This window comes from Nocardia sp. PLKS1-43, from assembly GCF_059510335.1.
In genome coordinates, this window is record NZ_JCAJZQ010000003.1 from 525,492 (window position 1) to 543,476 (window position 17,985).

20 protein-coding genes and 2 tRNA genes are annotated in these 17,985 nt (G+C 66.4%); 9 read left to right on the forward strand and 13 right to left on the reverse strand.

The features are described from left to right. Window positions 1-50 precede the first annotated feature (50 nt). Complete coding sequence (gene crgA, locus AC5WS7_RS14195; protein ID WP_495954929.1) at window positions 51-314, forward strand: cell division protein CrgA; 264 nt, start codon at window positions 51-53, stop codon at window positions 312-314. Between the two features lie 133 nt (window positions 315-447). Continuing rightward, window positions 448-849 (forward strand): PH domain-containing protein, encoded by a 402-nt coding sequence (locus AC5WS7_RS14200; RefSeq protein WP_495955179.1) that lies wholly within the window; start codon window positions 448-450, stop codon window positions 847-849. A gap of 9 nt (window positions 850-858) precedes the next feature. Here the strand turns inward: AC5WS7_RS14200 and AC5WS7_RS14205 are convergent, their stop codons facing one another. The 6 genes from AC5WS7_RS14205 to AC5WS7_RS14230 all read right to left on the reverse strand — a co-directional run bounded on the left by AC5WS7_RS14205 (window position 859) and on the right by AC5WS7_RS14230 (window position 6,644). Beyond that, window positions 859-1,728, reverse strand: a complete 870-nt coding sequence (locus AC5WS7_RS14205; protein ID WP_495954930.1) for a rhomboid family intramembrane serine protease — start codon at window positions 1,726-1,728, stop codon at window positions 859-861. 91 nt (window positions 1,729-1,819) lie between these two features. Further along, the gene (locus tag AC5WS7_RS14210) at window positions 1,820-2,347 is read right to left on the reverse strand and encodes a peptidylprolyl isomerase (protein ID WP_495954931.1); all 528 of its coding nucleotides are present in this window, start codon (window positions 2,345-2,347) and stop codon (window positions 1,820-1,822) included. A gap of 444 nt (window positions 2,348-2,791) precedes the next feature. After that, window positions 2,792-2,983 carry a hypothetical protein gene (locus AC5WS7_RS14215; RefSeq protein WP_495954932.1) on the reverse strand — a complete coding sequence of 64 codons (192 nt, stop codon included), beginning with the start codon at window positions 2,981-2,983 and terminating at the stop codon, window positions 2,792-2,794. Window positions 2,984-3,045: 62 nt separating this feature from the next. Beyond that, window positions 3,046-3,888 carry an ABC transporter permease gene (locus AC5WS7_RS14220; protein ID WP_495954933.1) on the reverse strand — a complete coding sequence of 281 codons (843 nt, stop codon included), beginning with the start codon at window positions 3,886-3,888 and terminating at the stop codon, window positions 3,046-3,048. Next, the gene (locus AC5WS7_RS14225; RefSeq protein WP_495954934.1) at window positions 3,885-4,895 is read right to left on the reverse strand and encodes an ATP-binding cassette domain-containing protein; all 1,011 of its coding nucleotides are present in this window, start codon (window positions 4,893-4,895) and stop codon (window positions 3,885-3,887) included. Before AC5WS7_RS14225 ends, AC5WS7_RS14220 begins: the two co-directional genes overlap by 4 nt. Window positions 4,896-5,609: 714 nt before the next feature. After that, window positions 5,610-6,644 carry an adenylate/guanylate cyclase domain-containing protein gene (locus AC5WS7_RS14230; RefSeq protein WP_495954935.1) on the reverse strand — a complete coding sequence of 345 codons (1,035 nt, stop codon included), beginning with the start codon at window positions 6,642-6,644 and terminating at the stop codon, window positions 5,610-5,612. A 131-nt stretch (window positions 6,645-6,775) separates the two neighbouring features. On the opposite strand from AC5WS7_RS14230, the gene AC5WS7_RS14235 reads away from it, so the two are divergent. Together AC5WS7_RS14235 and dmpI are read left to right on the forward strand one after the other, a co-directional pair. Next, on the forward strand, window positions 6,776-7,681 hold the full coding sequence (locus AC5WS7_RS14235; RefSeq protein ID WP_495954936.1) for a LysR family transcriptional regulator: 906 nt from the start codon (window positions 6,776-6,778) through the stop codon (window positions 7,679-7,681). Window positions 7,682-7,830: 149 nt separating this feature from the next. After that, a complete protein-coding gene (gene dmpI, locus AC5WS7_RS14240) occupies window positions 7,831-8,019 on the forward strand; it encodes a 4-oxalocrotonate tautomerase DmpI (RefSeq protein ID WP_495954937.1) in 189 nt (62 codons plus the stop codon). Between the two features lie 81 nt (window positions 8,020-8,100). Here the strand turns inward: dmpI and AC5WS7_RS14245 are convergent, their stop codons facing one another. Both AC5WS7_RS14245 and AC5WS7_RS14250 read right to left on the reverse strand, forming a co-directional pair. Continuing rightward, complete coding sequence (locus tag AC5WS7_RS14245) at window positions 8,101-8,208, reverse strand: DLW-39 family protein (RefSeq protein WP_218008718.1); 108 nt, start codon at window positions 8,206-8,208, stop codon at window positions 8,101-8,103. An 87-nt stretch (window positions 8,209-8,295) separates the two neighbouring features. Further along, window positions 8,296-9,159: a helix-turn-helix transcriptional regulator gene (locus tag AC5WS7_RS14250; RefSeq protein ID WP_495954938.1), complete on the reverse strand. Its 864-nt coding sequence runs from the start codon at window positions 9,157-9,159 to the stop codon at window positions 8,296-8,298. Between the two features lie 141 nt (window positions 9,160-9,300). Here AC5WS7_RS14250 and AC5WS7_RS14255 point away from each other — a divergent pair, with 141 nt between their 5' ends. Next, the gene (locus tag AC5WS7_RS14255; RefSeq protein ID WP_495954939.1) at window positions 9,301-10,083 is read left to right on the forward strand and encodes an NAD(P)H-dependent oxidoreductase; all 783 of its coding nucleotides are present in this window, start codon (window positions 9,301-9,303) and stop codon (window positions 10,081-10,083) included. 126 nt (window positions 10,084-10,209) lie between these two features. Then, window positions 10,210-10,282: transfer RNA gene (locus tag AC5WS7_RS14260), tRNA-Ala, on the forward strand. Between the two features lie 303 nt (window positions 10,283-10,585). Here AC5WS7_RS14260 and AC5WS7_RS14265 read toward each other — a convergent pair. Then, complete coding sequence (locus AC5WS7_RS14265; RefSeq protein ID WP_495954940.1) at window positions 10,586-11,020, reverse strand: hypothetical protein; 435 nt, start codon at window positions 11,018-11,020, stop codon at window positions 10,586-10,588. Window positions 11,021-11,615: 595 nt separating this feature from the next. Between AC5WS7_RS14265 and AC5WS7_RS14270 the strand changes: the two genes are divergently transcribed. Next, window positions 11,616-12,431, forward strand: coding sequence for an SAM-dependent methyltransferase (locus AC5WS7_RS14270; RefSeq protein WP_495954941.1), 816 nt, complete (start codon window positions 11,616-11,618; stop codon window positions 12,429-12,431). Between the two features lie 89 nt (window positions 12,432-12,520). After that, the gene (locus AC5WS7_RS14275) at window positions 12,521-12,847 is read left to right on the forward strand and encodes a hypothetical protein (RefSeq protein WP_495954942.1); all 327 of its coding nucleotides are present in this window, start codon (window positions 12,521-12,523) and stop codon (window positions 12,845-12,847) included. 282 nt (window positions 12,848-13,129) lie between these two features. Here AC5WS7_RS14275 and AC5WS7_RS14280 read toward each other — a convergent pair whose 3' ends face one another. Then, window positions 13,130-13,639 carry a MarR family winged helix-turn-helix transcriptional regulator gene (locus AC5WS7_RS14280; RefSeq protein ID WP_495954943.1) on the reverse strand — a complete coding sequence of 170 codons (510 nt, stop codon included), beginning with the start codon at window positions 13,637-13,639 and terminating at the stop codon, window positions 13,130-13,132. Window positions 13,640-13,662: 23 nt separating this feature from the next. Here AC5WS7_RS14280 and AC5WS7_RS14285 point away from each other — a divergent pair, with 23 nt between their 5' ends. Further along, window positions 13,663-14,172 carry a carboxymuconolactone decarboxylase family protein gene (locus AC5WS7_RS14285; protein ID WP_495954944.1) on the forward strand — a complete coding sequence of 170 codons (510 nt, stop codon included), beginning with the start codon at window positions 13,663-13,665 and terminating at the stop codon, window positions 14,170-14,172. Window positions 14,173-14,244: 72 nt separating this feature from the next. On the opposite strand, the gene AC5WS7_RS14290 is transcribed toward AC5WS7_RS14285, so the two are convergent. From AC5WS7_RS14290 to gyrA, 3 genes are all read right to left on the reverse strand, one after another. After that, window positions 14,245-14,318, reverse strand: a tRNA-Ile gene (locus tag AC5WS7_RS14290). 143 nt (window positions 14,319-14,461) lie between these two features. Then, the gene (locus tag AC5WS7_RS14295; protein ID WP_495954945.1) at window positions 14,462-15,391 is read right to left on the reverse strand and encodes a DUF3566 domain-containing protein; all 930 of its coding nucleotides are present in this window, start codon (window positions 15,389-15,391) and stop codon (window positions 14,462-14,464) included. A 44-nt stretch (window positions 15,392-15,435) separates the two neighbouring features. Further along, a complete protein-coding gene (gene gyrA, locus AC5WS7_RS14300; protein WP_495954946.1) occupies window positions 15,436-17,949 on the reverse strand; it encodes a DNA gyrase subunit A in 2,514 nt (837 codons plus the stop codon). Between the last annotated feature and the right edge of the window lie 36 nt (window positions 17,950-17,985).

Here is a 17,985-nt window from a genome sequence, read left to right on the forward strand (position 1 = left end):
GCGCGCGCATGCCCCCGCCGGTACGACCCGCACCCGAATACGAGGACGTCATGCCCAAGTCGAAGGTCCGCAAGAAGACCGATCATACGATCAACCCTGCCAGTCGCACCCCGGTCAAGATCAAGGGCGGCCCCTCCTCGGTCTGGTATGTCAGCGTCATGCTCGGCTTCATGCTGGCCGGTCTGGCCTGGCTGATCGTGTACTACCTGGCCAGCGACAAGCTGACCTGGATGGCCCACCTCGACGCCTGGAACTTCCTGATCGGCTTCGGACTCATGGTCGTCGGCCTCGTCATGACGATGCGGTGGCGCTGACCTCGCACGAAACGTGCTTACACCTGTGTTATTCATGCACACCTGTGGATGAGCCTGTGGACAACTCGAGGAGCGAGTGGGGATCGTGACGGCATCCGAACCGGTGTCCCGGCTGCAATGGTCCACTCCGCCCATGGCCCTCGTCACGGCCGCGGTGGGCGGAATCGTGCTGGCCGGGGCCGCGATATTCACCGGCGACGCGCCGAGCCGGCTGCTGGTCGGCCTCGCGGCGATACTGCTGCTCGGGCTGGCCGCACTCGGCCTGCGGCAACGCCCGCGAATTACCATCGTGCCCGGTCAACGCCCTGTGCTGGTCGTGCGCGGGCTGCTGGGCGCGGTGGAGTATCCGCCGGAGCGGATCCTGCGTGCGCGGGTGGTGAGTTTCCGGCGGCTCGGGCGCAAATCACCCAATCTGGAAATCGACGTCGAGCACAACGGCGAGGACCGGCTGCTCATCTTCGGCCGCTGGGATCTGGGCGTTCATCCCCAGGACGTCATGGACGCGCTCGTGGCGCACGGCCTCGCCGCGCACTGATCCGCCGGGTCAGGAACCGATTGAGGCCGCCGCCGCGCCGATCAGCACGAGCGCGAGCACCGCGACCAGCACCACCGCGGCCCACCCGGCCCGCAGTCCGGTCTCCGGTGTGCGAACCCGCAACCACTGCGGCCCGTACAACAGCCCGACCGTGGCCAGCGTGCCCGCGGCCAGGCCGCCCAGATGCCCCCACAGCGAGATGCCGGGCACCGAAACGCTGATGATCAGATTGATCCCGATCACGACCAGCATCTGGGTGGGACTGCGCCGAAGCCGCAGCAGTACCACGGTCAGCGCGCCGAACAGCCCGAAGATTGCTCCCGACGCACCCGCGGTCTCATCGTTCGGGGCCAGCCACATCACCGCGGCCGCCCCGCCGAGCAGTGCGGTCAGGTAGATCGCCAGATAACGCCACCGGCCCAGCACCGTCTCCGCATCGCGCCCGAGCAGATACAGCGCGAACATGTTCACGACCAGATGCAGCGGGCCGTAGTGCAGGAAGGCGCCCCCGACCACGCGAATCCACTGGCCCCGGGCCACCGCGCGCGGCGCGAGCACCCAGTCGTAGAACAGATTCGACGAACTGTTGGCGGCCACGCTGTGCGCCTGCACGGCGGTGATCACGAACACCGCGACGTTCAGCGCGATCAGCGCATAGGTCACATACGGTGTGGGCCGTGCCGGGGCGGGTGCGCCCGCGGGAGTGCGCGCCTGCCGCACGTCACGTTGTCCCTGGGCCACACATTCCACGCACTGCTGTCCGACGGCGGCCTCGCGCAGACATTCCGGACAGGCGGGCCGCCCGCACCGGGTGCATGCCAGACCGGTGGCCCGGTCGTGATGGCGGAAACAGGTCGGTGCGGGCGGTTGGGGATTCACGAAACTCCGTGTTCATCGACTTCGAGCGGCGCGAGGGCGGTAACTGCACGCTACCCTCGCAAATCGGACCGCTCATCCCGGGCGAAGGAAATCAGTCGAGGGTGATGCCGGAGATGACCACCGGCTCCTTCGGCCGATCGTTGCGATCCACGGCGGTGGTCGCGATGGAGTCCACGACCTTGCGGGAATCGGGCCCCTGCACCTCACCGAAGATGGTGTGCTTGCGGTTCAAGTGCGGCTGCGGGCCGACGGTGATGAAGAATTGCGAACCATTGGTTCCCGGCCCGGCGTTCGCCATCGCCAGCAGATAACCGCGGTCGAAACGCAGTTCCGGGTGGAATTCGTCACCGAACTCGTACCCCGGACCCCCGCGGCCGGTTCCGGTCGGATCGCCACCCTGAATCATGAACCCCTCGATGACCCGGTGAAAGGTGCTGCCGTCGTAGAACGGCCCGCTAGTGGTCCCGCCGGCGTTCTGCGTCGAGTAAGCCGCGCTGCCGTCGGCCAGAGCGATGAAGTTGCGCACCGTCTTCGGAGCATGGTTACCGAAAAGCGAGATCTTGATATCACCGTGGTTCGTATGCAGCGTTGCCACGGAGGTCTGATTCGGTGAAGTCACGCCGAACATGTTGGCACACCTGGCTCCTGCGCCTCTCTCCTCCGCCTATCCGGAATTTCAGCGTGTCGTCTGGAGCGAGGGAAGGCTCAGGCGTCGGGTCGGTACCACGCGAGTTTCGTCGCCGAGTGGCGTGGACAGCTCTCCATGTACAGGTGCCCGGCTGTCGCCGATGACGCGAGATGGATGCACACCCGAATCGGATCGGTGGACACTGCCGGAAGATGGCAGCCAACTGGGCCGCACCGCCGTACGCGATATGCACGAACCGATTCGGTGGACGTCGAAGCTGCCGATCTGCCGTACACCGGTGCACCGCAGCGGATGCGGCGGTATTTCCTCGCCGACACGCGCAACTGCCGATGGATACTATGCGTGGGTGCGGTTTCCTCGCGGAACTCTTTGTCCCGCAGTGTTATTCGCCCCGCCGCGCGGGAAGCGGCCCGGTCAGTGCTGGATGGCGTGCTGGGGGCGCGTGCCGTTGGTGCTGTAGCCGAGACGGGGCGGCTCGGGGGCGGGTGCCGGGAGTTGCGGGCGGCGGGTGACGACCCGCCATGCGGCACCGCCTGCGACGGCGGCCAGGACTGCGACGATCAACCGGTTGCGCAACCGGCTCCTGCGGGAACTGCCCAACTGCATACGACCACTGTGTCACAGCCGCGCAGTTCGCGCAGTATGCGCTGCTCAGCTTCGGTGTGGCATCACCGGCTGACGGTCCGCTCGAACTGCCGCAGCGATAACGGCACGAATACCGCGAGCAGGACGACCACCCAGATCAGCGTGGTCACGACCGGATGCCGCATGGACCACACGTCCGGCGGCGGGGTGAGCGAACCGGTGTTGCCGAACAGGTCGCGGGTCGCCTGCGTCACCGCCGACACCGGATTCCAATTCGCGAAAACCCTTAGCGGCGTTGGCAATTGCCCGCTGGGGACGAAGGTGTTCGCGATGAATGTGAGCGGGAAGATCACCATGAAACTCGCGTTGTTGAACACCTCGGGCGCCCGGACCAGCAAACCGACCACGGCCATCATCCACGACACCGCGTAGGCGAACAGCAGGAGCAGCAGATAGCCGAGCACACCGTCCAGGAAGGACCCACGGATTCGCCAGCCGATCAGCAGTCCGGTGATCGACATCACCACGAGGCTGACCACGTTGATCACCACATCGGCGACGGTGCGCCCGATCAATACCGCCGCCGGAGCCATCGGCAAGGAGCGGAACCGGTCGATGATGCCCTTCTGCATATCCTCGGCGAGGCTCGACCCGGTGAACGTCGCACCGAACACGGCCGTCTGCGCGAAGATGCCCGCGATCAGGAACTCCCGGTACGACGTGCCGGTGACCTTGATCGCCGAGCCGAAGATGTACGCGAACAGCAGGACGAACATGATCGGCGAGAGCGTCGAGAAGATCAGCACGTCGGGCACTCGCCGAATCTTGATGACGTTGCGCTTGGTGACCGTCAGGCTGTCGCTGACCAGCATGCGCGCGCGTTCGAACGACGAGGGATCCCCGGAAACGGCTGTCGCAGCGGTCATCGTGCGGATCCTTCCGTACTGTCCCCGGCCGACCGGGATGCCGAAATATCTTGTCCCACATCGGATTCCCGCGCCTCGTGCCCGGTGAGACTGAGGAATACGTCGTCCAGCGAGGGGCGGCGCAGCCCGACGTCGTGAATCTTGACCTCGCGAGCGGTGAGCCGCCCGATCGCGTCTACCAGGGCCTGGGAACCATCGCTGACCGGCACCGCGATCCGGCGCAGCCCCGGCTCGACATGGATCTCCCCGACCGCCAGTCCGGCCAGCGCCTCCCGCGCGACGGCCAGACTGTCGACGTGGTCGACGGTCAGCTCGATGCGGTCGCCGCCGACCATGGTCTTGAGCTCGTCGGCGGTACCGCGGGCGATCACCGAACCGCGATCGATGACCGCGATCGCATCGGCCAGCCGATCCGCCTCCTCCATGTACTGGGTGGTGAGCAGCAGGGTGGTACCGGCGGCGACCAGCTCCTCGATGACATCCCACAGATCCAGCCGGGCGCGCGGATCCAGGCCGGTGGTCGGCTCGTCCAGGAACAGCACCGGCGGATTGGCGACCAATGCCCCGGCCAGGTCCAGACGCCGCCGCATACCGCCGGAGTAGCCCTTGACCGGGCGATCGGCCGCATCCGCGAGATCGAACCGCTCCAGCAGTTCGCGGGCCCGCTGCCGGCTGCGCGACACGCCGAGGTGGTACAGCCGGCCGACCATTTCGAGGTTCTCGAAACCGGTGAGATATTCGTCCACGGCCGCGTACTGGCCCGAAGCCCCGATGCGGGAGCGCAGTCGCCGCGGCTCGCGCAGGACGTCGATTCCGGCAACCGTGACGCGACCGGAATCGGGCGTCAGCAGGGTGGTGAACACCCGGACCGCGGTGGTCTTGCCGGCGCCGTTGGGGCCGAGCAGCGCCGTCACCGTGCCCTCGGGAACGCGCAGGTCCAGCCCGTCCAGGGCGACGAGGCGGCCGTACTTCTTGACCAGGCCCTCGGCGATGATGGCATCGGCCATGACCTCTCCTGACGTTCCCACCGGCCGGGACCGGATATCGGCGGATCTCGCGGCCAGTATTGCCCAGACCACCGACAAGTTCTTCGGATATCGCCGCTGCCAGGGAGAATGCTTCGACGGACCGGTCGATGCGGGCGAAAGTCAGGGGCCGCATCCCGGGGGTCCGGCGGGTGCTCGGGGGTGCCGGCGGGATGCGGCCGATGCCATCGTCTCGTCCGGCCTTCCGATATGCGCGAGTACCGGGCTACCCGACTCCGCGAAATCCGCTACTCGACCGCCCGGCCCGCTCCTCGCGGACACGCCCGGAATGTGTACTTCTCAATTGCGACCGTGTCGCGAATCCGCATACCGACCGGTCGATAGCGACTATCCAGCGAACCGGCAGGCGCCTGCCGTTTTAGCCGAAAACATCTCCCCGGCAACAGGTTCCAATTCGTCCGAGATGGACGGAGGGTTCTTCGGCGACAGTCCAGCAGACCTATCGACACGCCCACTGGAAAAACTTTGGAAAAGTGGCAGCCCTCATACTCACACAATCGCCGATCGTCGCGTAGGATCAATCACGTCGGCCCCTCCCCCCCGGGCCGACCCTACGCGGGCCTCGGCAAACTCCCCCCCTTCGCCGAGGCCCGCTCCTAATTTTCCAGGTGGTTGCGCGGAGCGCCGCAGCCCGGGGACGCACCCGGTGCACAGCCTCGAAGAAGTGCGCGAGTTTCACCCACGCCCGTTGCGGCGCAACACATGTGAGCGCAGCCGGTTGATTCCCCGGACCCGCACGCTGCGCAGATGCCGCATCGCGAATTCGGGGCTTCCGGCCAACTGGGTGGCGGCACCGTCGTCGATCAGCACGGTGCCCGGCCGGGCCACGCCCGTCAGCCGCGCGGCGACGTTCACCGTCGATCCGTACAGATCACCGAACCGCTGCAGCACCTGCCCGTACGCCAGGCCGACGCGCAGTTCGGGCATGGTGGTGGCATCGGATTCCCCGCGCTGGGTCCGGGCCGCCGCGGCGGCCTGGATATCCAGTGCGATGCGCGCGCCGACAGCGGTCGTCTCGGCGGCGAACATCACCTCGTCGCCGACGTTCTTGATCACCCATCCGCCGTTGGCGGTGATCGCCTCGGTGGTGACGGTCTCGAACGTCTCCAGCAGATCCGACAGCTCGTCGTGATCCAGATGCCGCGTCAACCGGGTGTATCCGACCATATCGGCGAATCCCACCGCGAGGTCGCGCACGGTCTCGCCGGCACCGTGGCCGTCCAGCGACCGGGCCAGGGCAGCGGCCAGATGCCGCCGCCACGCGTACGCCTGCAACCGCTGCAGTGTGCCGACGACCTCCTCGGTCGCCTCCTTCGCGACCGCCTGCGGGTCAAGGTCCGGATCCTGCGCGGTGATCGAGGCGATCCGGTTGATGATCTCCTCGACGACCAGATCGACCTGCCATTCGGCCAATCGCGCCATCGACTGCCCCATGGTCCGCACGGCCGCCGACTGCCGCCGGACATCGGCGGCGCTGAGCGCGTCCAGACTCCGAAAGTCCCGTGCCGCAGCCACATCCGCGTCGGTGTACTCGAGCGCGGTGCCGTCCGGATCGGCGGCGAACCCCAGCGCGAGCCACAGTCGCGCGCTCAGCTCCTGCGGGACCCCGGAGCGGCGCACCACCTCGGCCCGGTCGTAGCGGCGCGGGCCGTCCAGCAGATACGGCTCCACGACCGACTGCACCAATGTCGACAACTCCGCGCGGTCCATGGTCAACGACCATACGGCGATACCTCGCCGAGCCCCACCCGATAGTGCTGTGTCACAACGTCTCAGCAGGTCGCGCCCGCCGGAAGTGGTTGGATGATGCCGTCGTCACCGCAGGATCGAGGAGGTCGCGCGTGGAACTGCGCCAGCTGCGCTATTTCGTGACCGTGGCCGAGGAGTTGCACTTCGGGCGCGCGGCCGAACGGCTGCACATCGCCCAACCCGCGGTCAGCCAGCAGGTGCGGCGACTGGAACGTGAGCTGAAGGTGGACCTGCTGGACCGCACGCCGCGCCGGGTCCGGCTGACCGAGGCCGGGCTGCGTTTCCTGCCCGCCGCGCGCAACGTCCTCGCGGCCGCCGATCAGGCCCGCGCGGTGGTGGCCGATCTGGCCGGAGGCCGGTCCGAGGTGCTGCGGCTGGGCACGATCACCGGTCTCGGGGAGCGCCTGGACGTCATCCTGGACGGTTTCGCCGACCGGTTGCCGGGTCTGCGCGTGGAACTCGTGTCGCTGCCGGTGCGAGAACGGCTGGCCCAGGTGTCCGACGGCCGGCTCGACGCCGCCTTCCTACGCGCACCCGTGCCCCGGGAGAGTCCCGACCTGGAATTCCTGCCGGCCTGGCACGACCCGCTGATGGTCGCGCTCCCCGCCCGCCATCGGCTCGCCGAACAGGAGACCATCGCGCTGACCGACCTGGCCGAACTGCCACTGCGGCTGACCGAGCGGCGCAATCATCCGGCCCTGGTCGATCTGGTTCTGGCCGCGTGCCGAGACGCCGGATTCGACCCGGTCCCGGCCCCGGCGTCCAGCACCCTGCAGGACACGCTGGCCGCGATCGGGAGCGGTTCGCCGATGTGGACCGTGGTGTACGCGGTCAACGCCCGTCAGGTGCGCAATTCGCGGGTGGCGTTCCGGCCGTTCGCGCACGAGCTGACCCTGCCCGTCGGACTGGCCGTACGCCCGGACGCCGCGCCACCCCAGCTGACGCTCCTGCGACGCCTGCTCGAACAGGGCGAATCAACCATCGAACAGGATCGATAACGAACCCTTATCGCTGTGCGCACGGACTGGCCCTTGGTCCGCCGCGCCGGCCGCGGTGAACTTGTCCCAGGCCGCCGGAACCCCGGAACAGACGCCTCTGGACGTCGAAAAGGCTTGTAACGCAAACATTTTCACCCGAGGAGACAATCATGCCCATCGTGACCGTGCAGCAGGGCCCGCGCACCACCGAACTCAAGCGTGATCTGGTGCGCCGGATCACCGACGCATTCGTCGATGCCCTGCAGATTCCCGCCGACGCGGTACAGGTGTGGATTCACGAGGTCCCGGCCGACAGCTGGGCGGTCAGCGGCGAACTGACCGCCGACAAACGCAAATAATCCGGCTCATTCCAGCCGGTCGGGGGTTGGTGCGGTCTCCCGCGAGACCGCACGCCCGACCGGCACGCTGTGCGGATTCGCTCAGCGAGTGGTCACCTCGTGCCACAGATCCGCATCGCCGCGCTGGCGGAACTTGTTGATGGCGAAGATGACACCGACGACGACACCCAGGGTGAGAAGAAGTTTCATGCAGACCACCCTACTGTCATCGCCGGACCGCGCCCAGGAGGGTCCGAAGTTCCTCTGGCGCAAGCCTTCCCGGCGGGGACGAACCACCTAGGCAGTAGGCCGCGGCTGTGGAATCGGCTCGTCCCGATCGTCGGTGGCGCCGATGCTGGCAAGTAGTCGCAGACCGTCGTGGGCCTTACTGCCGGGCTGGGCCGACAGGATGACCAGTTCGATGCCGTTGTCGCCGGGAACCATGAAATTCTCCTGATGCAGCTCCAGGTCGCCGACCTGCGGGTGCGCGAAGGGTTTGCGGCCGTGCGAGCGACAGCGCACATCCGCCTGGGCCCACAGTCTGCGAAACCGTTCGCTGTGCACGGCGAGTTCACCGATCAGGGCGGTGAGCTGCGGGTCGTCCGGATCCTTGCCGGCGGCCAGGCGCAACTGCCCCACGGTGTCGCGGGTACAGGTCTCCCAGTCGGCGTAGAGCTCGCGGGCATCGGCTTCCAGGAAGATGTGCCGGGCGATATTCATCCCGCGCATCGGGCGTCGGCCGTAGAGCAGTTCGGCGAGCCGGTTGGCGGCCATCACGTCCAGGTGCTGATCGGCGATGAACGCGGGACTGTCCGGAATGAGCTCGACCACTCGCAACAGTTCCGGACGCTGCCGAACCGGGCCGACGGCCGCCTCGCGGCCGGGCACGCGCCGCGGACGGTGCGCCAGGCGATGCAGGTGCGCGCGTTCCACCTGGTTCAAACCGAGGACCCGGGCCAGTGCGTCGAGGATCTGCTCCGACGGCTGCCGGGCGCGTCCCTGCTCCAGCCGGACGTAATAATCCACGCTCACCCCGGACAGATGCGCGATCTCCTCCCGGCGCAACCCCGTGACCCGCCGACGGGCATCGGGTGTGATTCCCACCGACGCCGGATCGATCCGTGATCTGCGGGTGCGCAGGAAGTCGGCGAGATCGTCCATACCTCCAGTATCACCACGCCGCGGACGTCCCCGGGTGGTCCTGCCGATACCAGGAACTCCGGTCCGACGGTTCGAGCGGCCCTGAACACCGCACACCCGGGCCGCCACCATCGAGAGCGACCGAATTTCCAGGAGGCAGTCATGAAGGTGTTCATCGTTCACGCACATCCCGAACCCGGCTCGTTGAACGGCGCGTTGACCGAGGTCGCGGTGTCCACGCTGACCGGTGCGGGACATCAGGTGCGCGTCAGCGATCTGTACGCGATGGGCTGGAAGGCAACCGTCGACGCGGACGACTTCGGTTCCGCCGCAACACATCCGCTCGCGGTGGTGCGCGATTCCCGCAGCGCGTACCGAACCGGGACGCTGTCCGCCGACATCCGAGCCGAGCAGGACAAACTCCGCTGGGCCGATACGGTGATCCTGCAGTTCCCGCTCTGGTGGTATTCGATGCCCGCGATCATGAAGGGCTGGGTGGACCGCGTGTTCACCGCCGGATTCGGTTACGGCGTAGGCGAACACACCGAGCACAGGTACGGCGACCGCTACGGGGAGGGAACGCTCGCGGGCAAGCGGGCCCTGCTGTCGGTGACGATCGGCGGCAAGGAATCGCACTACAGCGAGCGCGGGATCAACGGACCGATCGAGGATCTGCTCTTCCCGATCCAGCACGGCATCCTGTACTACACGGGGATGGACATCCTGCCCCCGTTCCTCATGCACAGCACGAATCATGTTTCCGCGGAAGACTTCTCGGATGCCACCAAGGCCTGGGAACAACGTCTGCGCACGCTCGCCGACACCGACCCGATCCCCTACCGCACGCAGAACGGCGGCGATTACGAGCTGCCGTCCCTGCGCCTGCGCCCCGGCCTGGAGCACCCCGGCGCCCGAGGTTTCGGGCTGCACCGGCGAGCGCGGTAAGCCCGGCCGCGATCCGCGAGGTGGTCACGCGGACCGTGCCGGCCCCCGCCGCCACGGTCCCGTTTTGACCCCGCCACCCACCGAGGGGTACCGTTTTCAAGGTTGTCCGCACGGACACCACCCTCTGGGGCCTTAGCTCAATTGGCAGAGCACTGCCTTTGCAAGGCAGGGGTTAGGGGTTCGATTCCCCTAGGCTCCACTCCAACGGCAGGTCAGAGCCGCTTTTCTCATCCGATACGAGCGAGGAGAGCGGCCGATCTTCCAACCTCGACACCGTTCGCGAGCTTCGCTTCTGAGCGATTCTCCGCCCTCACCACGTGGGCGGGACCGAACCGCAACGGCCGCACCTACACTGCTTCACCACCGAGAGGTACTGCCGCGCCCTCCGGGCCTGGCCACCTCACAGTCCCATGAGAGTCTGTCACGCCCTGTACCGGTGGTTGGCGCAGGAGCACAAGGACAATGATTCCGGTTCCGGCGCCGAAGTCGTGCAGTTCGCCAGTCAGCGACCGCCCCGCCCTTCGAGGATATGTGCATAAGGGTCGTCGGTGGCGCCGACCTGCTCGGGCATGGGGTAGTAGGTTTTGATCAAGAGATCGCCCGCGCTGTCCCACGCGAAGGTCTCGATGCTGTGGACCATGACCGTGTCATCGCCGGTTCCGAACCGGTTCTCACATACCCAAGCCATCTCATCGCCGTTGACCTGAACGGTCAGCATCGTGATCCGCAACAAGTTCTGGAACAGGTCCCACGCGTGCGTCGTGGCAGTGTCGAATCCGGTCTTCTCCTCGGTCCCAACGGGGTCGAACATGCGCACACCGACAGGAACGATGCTGCGCCAGGACGCGATCCAATCTTCCTTCCGGCCGGCGTTCCATAATTCGGCATGCCGGGCGGCGTGCGCCAGTCGAGCCTCCCGAGTGGGCACCTTCGTCATGATTGAGCCTCGCTTTCAACGACACGCAGATCAGATGCGCTTACAGTCAGCATTCCAGACAAAAGACTAGACACTTGTCCATCGATACACAACCCGGTAGAAGTGACAATCTCTCTCGCGATCACGCCTACGACCGCCGCACGACCCGATAACTGACCGGTCACCACCACGCTTTTCCGTTCGGCGCGTCCAGATTCGACAACGAAATCACTCCACGTTCGAACCTGCCGAACGTATATTCGGTTTCCAATAGTTGTCGACCGTTGCAATATCAACTGCTCAACACCCATTTCCGACTAGGTTTGACTGTCAATAGTTGGCCGTAGTAATGGCTTTCAGCCGTACGGCAGGGGTTAGCGGTTCGACTCCCCCAGGCTCCACCGAATGGTCGCGGCGGCGGCGCGTAATCTCCGGAACGGGATGCTGTCGCCGACCCTGGAGCTGGATTCCCGCGCACGCGAAAGCGTGCGCTCGCCGCATCGCAGGCAGCCGGGATTGTGCTCCCCCTGCGACGGCGGTGGGGTACCGTCGAGGGGCGTCACGGGTCCGCTGGAACGTTCGGTTCCGGATCGGCGAGTTAGGGAGCGAGGCTGAAATGTCCACTGTGCCAAAGCTTCCCGATTGGGCAGAGGACGACATCGATCCACGGGTGCCGAGCATCGCGCGCATCTACGATCATCTGCTCGGCGGATCGCACAATTTCGCGGTGGACCGGGAGTGGGCGGACGATCTGGAACGCCGGTGGCCGGGCATCACGCGGGCGACGTGGGCGAATCGCGCTTTCCTGCGCCGGGTGATCACCTATTGCGCCGAGGCGGGTATCACTCAGTTCCTCGATATCGGCTCGGGCATCCCGACCGCGGGCAATATCCACGAGATCCTGACCGAGCTGGGCGTGAACGGGCAGGTCGTGTACGTGGACAACGATCCGGTCGCCTTCCTGATGGGCCGTCGGATCCTGGCCGGCATCCCGTGGGCGACGGCGATTCGCGGCGACTTCCGCGACCTGGACACGCTGGTGCGTTCGCCGGAGGTCGAACAACATATCGACTTCACGAAACCCGTTGCCGTACTGGTGCTTTCGATTCTGCACGTGGTCGGCGACGAGATGGATCCGCACGGTGTGCTCGGTCGGCTGCGCGATGTTTTGCGCCCCGGCAGTCACCTGGCGATCTCGCACTTCACCAATGAGGGCTGGTCCCAGGAGCGGCTCGAGGAACTGCTCGAACTGACCCGCTCGACGACCACACCGGGCCGGCCGCGCTCGGCGGCCGAGATCGCCGCGCTGTTCGACGGATTCGAACTCGTCGAGCCCGGTATCGTCCAGGTCCCGCTGTGGCGGCCCGATTCGGACGAGCCGCAGGAGACCCGGTACCTGGACTGGCTCGGCGGCGTCGGCGTCAAACGCTGAACCCGACACGCCTTCGCCGCAAGTAGCGACACGCGATGGCGCTCGAAGGACGCTGGACAAAGCCCGCACGCGGGGCGAAGCTTTAGCCCGTGGACCCCGACGACTGGCATCGGTTGCTCGAGCGGCTGACCGGGATCTCCGCCGATCTCGCCGAGACGGTGAGATTGGAGGTCGCGGTGCGCGAGCCGGGAAACGCGACGACGGCCGCGTTCGAGCAGATGCTGCCCGACCTGGAACAACTCGCCGAGGGTACCGACGATGTGGCCGTTCTGCGCTCGCTGCTGGGCCTGCCGCCGCGTCGGCGCCCCTGTTCCGCGGAGGATATCGCCGGTGTCGTCAACGGCGATCTGGAGACCGTACAGCGCGTGCTGGTCGGCATGATCCGTCAGCGCGCGGCCGAGCCCGACGACCGCTGACACCCGCGCGAATTGTCCGGTGCGACAGATTCATTCGCGGGCGACGCTCGCATTGTGGTAACCGGCCACCGCGGTGCGCAATCGCGTCACCGCCGCCGCGTAGCGCCGGTACTCGATATCACCCAGCACCGGCCCGCGAGCATGAGCCACATTTCCGGCGTATTCGACTGCGGCGCAGAGCACTTCGCTCTCGGCCGTGACTCGTCGAGCAGACTCTGGAATCTCGCGATCAAGGCCATTTCCCGGCGGATGCGAACGAACCGTGCCGATCGGTCAGCGCGATCAGTTCGTGCCCAGCCACCCGGCCGCGTCCAGCCGGAACGCGGTAGGCGCCACGACCGTGCGCAGAGCGTCCTCCATCGCTCGCAGGCGACTGTCCCCCAACGCTTCACTCCAGGTGGCGCGAATCCGATCGAAGATCGCGGCCGAGCGGGCCAGTGCGTCGAACCCTCGCGGGGTCAGCCGCACGATCCGGCGGCGGGCGTCGGCGGGATCCGTGGCCCGTTCGGCATACCCCACGACAACGAGGCGGTCGACGGTCTTGCCCGCGGCCTGTTTGGTGACCCCGAGACGGCGGGCGACCTCGGTGGCGGTCGAGCCTTCCGGGCCGATCGCCTGCATGGCGAACCCGTGCGCCGGGCGCATATCCGGGTGCCCCTGCTCGGCGAGCTCGGCGTGCAGCTCGTCGATCACCGTCCGGAATCCCGCGAAGAGCAGCAGCGGCAGCTCATAGCCCGGAGGTGCGCTCTTGCCGAAATCGACAACCTGGTTTACCGTTTGATCGTCAACCATGTTGTCCATCTTAGGAGGACCCGATGTTCACCGCACACACCGTCGACACCGCCCCGGAAGCGTCCCGGGAGGCGATGCGGATGGTCACCGCCGAATGGGGCGGCAACCTGCCCGATGCCGTGGCCAAGCTGGCCGGCGCGCCCGAGCTGCTGAACGGATTCCTGGCCCTCAGCCGCAGCTTCGACAACTGCACCCTCGACCCGCTGGCCCGGGAGGTGGTCATCATGATCATCGCGGTCCGCAACGGCTGTCACGTCTGCGTCCGCATCCACACCGCCAGACTCCGCGCGGCAGGCGGTGACACCGGCCTGATCACCGCCCTGCGGGCGCAAGAACCGTTGTCCGACAAGCGACTCGACGCCATCAGAGTCTTCACCCTGACAGTCCTGGCCACCACCGGCGCCATCGACGACGACACCCTCGCAGCCCTGCTCGCACACGGCTACACCCACCGCAACGCCCTGGAAATCGTCCTGGGCATCGGCGCCTACACGATGTCCACCTTCGCCAACCGCATGGTCCGCGCGGCCTGATCACCACATCGACGCACCGAAATGACGAATGCCCCCGACCGAAACCATCGACCGAGGGCATTTCATGAAGTGTGGGCCTAGGAGGACTTGAACCTCCGACCTCTTCGTTATCAGCGAAGCGCTCTAACCGCCTGAGCTATAGGCCCGTGTGGGCTGGGGTTTTGTTGTCCCGAACCGAGAGCAAAGATTACCCGACCACCCGGGGTACAACCAAAACCGCTGGTAGAGAGGTGTGCGGACGAGAACGGCCGGACCTGCGGCGGGCAGGTCCGGCCGTGGTGGAGCAGGGTCAGTCGGGGTCGGCCAGGGTTACCTGGATACCGCCGACGAGGTCGGTGCACTGGTTGTAGATGAAGACACCGACCGTGGACAGGGCCGTCATCAGTACGACGTTGATCAGGCCGATGACCGCGGCGTAGCCGAAAACGGTGCCCGCGTCGATCAGCGCGGAGGAGTTCGAGTTGTTGTCGGACACCATATCGGTGAACGTGCTGTTCAGACGGTCCCAGACACCCATGCCGGACAGCACGATGTACAGGAAGCCGACCGCCAGCATCCAGACGAAGAACATCGCCACGCTGATCACCAGCGAGATCTTCAGCGTCGACCACGGATCGATGTGCCGCAGCTGGACGGTCGCGCGCAGCGGCTGACCGGTGGACGCGGCCTGGACCACGGCCTGCGGGACCGCGGGCGAGACGGGCTGCTGCGTGGCCGTGTGATGCTCCGAGGGCGGCAGCGGATGACGCAGCTCGGACAGGTCCGGCATGTCCTTGACCAGCTCCGGACGCGCGATGCTGCGGGTGGGTCCGTCGATGCCGACGGACTTCACCATCGCCGCCTCCTTGCGCGCGGCCTTGGCGGCCAGGTCCGCGGTGGTGCGGGCATTACCCGAACCACCCAGACCCACCGACTGCGGCCGACCCTTCACCGGCGCCTGGCCCGGACGGTTCAGGTTCGACTGCGGCTCGCGCTGCGGCAGCTGTGACCACCCCTCCTCGAACCGGGAGCCGCTCTCGGCCTTGGCCGACTCGCCCGATTCCTCCGGCTTCGCGGAATCGGCTGACTTATCGGTCTTTTCGGGCGTACTGCCCGACCCGCCGTCATCCGTGGACGTCGCCCGCGAAATGGGGCGCGGCGGAATCGGCGATGATGCTATCCGCTCGGTCACACCGTTGGCGTGGGGCCGCTCGTCGTTCGGCTGGTTCGGAGTGGTCAATGGGGATTCCTTAGATCCGTTGTGCCGCCGCTGCTCGGGTAAAACTACTTCTTCTCGGAACCACTGGTGTCGTCTTCGCCGGGAACCTCGTCGGGCTCGTCCGCGTTACGAGCGATCGCAAGCAACGTATCTCCCTCACCGAGATTCATCAATCGCACGCCCTTGGTCTGACGCCCGGCCTTGCGAACCTGTTTCGCCGCGGTCCGGATGACACCACCACCGGAAGTGATCGCGTAGAGCTCGTCCTCATCGTCGACGATGAGCGCACCCACCAGACTGCCACGACGCTGGTCGTACTGAATAGTCAGGACGCCTTTTCCGCCTCGGCCCTGTGCGGTGTACTCCTCGATCGCGGTCCGCTTGGAATAGCCGCCGGATGTGGCGACCAGCAGATACGTATCGTCACGAACCACGTTGAGCGACAACAGTTCGTCATCGGTGTTGAACCGCATGCCCTGTACGCCGGAGGTGGCCCGGCCCATCGGACGCAGCACCTCGTCGTTCGCGGGGAAGCGGATCGACTGCCCGTGCGCGGAGACCAGCAGCAGATCGTCGTCCGCCGAGCACAGCGCCGCGCCGACCAGTTCGTCGGTGTCGCGCAGATTCACCGCGACGATGCCGCCGGTGCGGTTGGAATCGAAATCGGTCAGCTTGGACTTCTTCACCAGACCATTGCGCGTGGCCAGCACCAGATACGGCGCGTCCTCGTAGGTCTTGATCTGGATGACCTGGGCGATCTTCTCCTCCGGCTGGAAGGCCAGCAGATTCGCCACGTGCTGACCGCGGGCGGTGCGGGCCGCCTCGGGCAGCTCGTACGCCTTGGTCCGGTACACCCGGCCCAGGTTCGTGAAGAACAGCAGCCAATCGTGGGTCGACGTGACGAAGAAATGCTTGACCAGGTCGTCCTGCTTGAGGCCGGCGCCCTGCACACCCTTACCGCCGCGCTTCTGGCTGCGGTACAGATCGGTCTTGGTGCGCTTGGCATATCCGGTTTCGGTGATCGTGACGACCACGTCCTCGCGGGCGATCAGATCCTCGTCGGCGACATCGCCGTCGGCGGAGATGATCCGGGTGCGCCGGTCGTCGCCGTATTTGTCGACGATTTCCTTCAGCTCGTCGCGCACGATCGCGCGCTGCCGCTCCGGCTTGTCCAGAATGTCCTTCAAATCGGCGATCTCGGCCTCGATCTTGGCCAACTCGTCGACGATCTTCTGCCGTTCCAGGGCCGACAGGCGGCGCAGCTGCATATCGAGGATGGCCGTGGCCTGGATCTCATCGATGTCCAGCAGTTCCATCAGGCCGGTGCGCGCGGTGTCGGTATTGGCCGAACGCCGGATCAGGGCGATGACCTCGTCCAGCGCGTCCAGGGCCTTGACCAGTCCACGCAGGATGTGGGCGCGTTCCTCGGCCTTGCGCAGCAGGTAGCGGGTGCGCCGGACGATGACGTCCAACTGGTGCTCGACGTAGAGCCGGATCATCTGATCCAAGCGCAGCGTGCGCGGTACGCCGTCGACGATGGACAGCATGTTCGCGCCGAAACTGGTCTGCAGCTGGGTGTGCTTGTAGAGGTTGTTCAGCACCACCTTGGCCACGGCGTCGCGCTTGACCGTGACCACGATCCGCATACCCGCGCGATCCGAGGACTCGTCGTGGATATCGGAGATGCCCGCGATCTTGCCGTCCTTGACCTGCTCGGCGATCGCGTTGATGAAGTTGTCCGTGTTGACCTGGTACGGCAGCTCGGTGATGACGATCGTGGTGCGGCCGCGGTTGTCCTCCTCGATCTCCACCACACCGCGCATGCGGATCGAACCGCGCCCGGTGGTGTAGGCGTCGTGGATGCCCTGCGTGCCGACGATCAGGCCGTGCGTCGGGAAGTCCGGGCCCTTGACCCGCTCCATGCACGCGGCGAGGGTGGCCTCCTCGTCGGCGTCGTAATTCTCCAGCGCCCAGTAGATCGCCTCGGCGAGTTCGTTCAGGTTGTGCGGCGGGATGTTGGTCGCCATTCCGACCGCGATGCCGTTGCTGCCGTTCATCAACAGGTTCGGCACCCGGCTGGGGAGAACCACCGGTTCCTGCGAACGACCGTCGTAGTTCGGCGTGAAATCGACTGTCTCATGGTCGATTTCGCGCAGCAGCTCCATGGCCAGCGGCGTGAGGCGGCATTCGGTGTAACGCATGGCGGCCGCGCCGTCGTTACCGCGGGAACCGAAGTTGCCCTGGCCGTCCACCAGCGGATACCGCAGCGACCAGGGCTGCGCCATGCGGACGAGGGTGTCGTAGATCGAGGCGTCGCCGTGCGGGTGGTAGTTACCCATCGTTTCGGCGACCGGGCGCGCGGATTTCACATAGCCGCGATCGGGGCGATACCCGTTGTCGTACATCGCGTACAGCACGCGGCGGTGCACCGGCTTGAGGCCGTCGCGAACCTCGGGCAGAGCGCGCCCGACGATCACGCTCATCGCGTAATCGATGTAGCTGCTCTGCATTTCGTTCTGGATGTCGACCGGTTCGATCCGGTCGCCACCACCGCCGGGCGGCAGTGTCGTCTCAGTCATGAAGTCTCCTTTGTAGTCCTGTTCTGCGGCACGGTG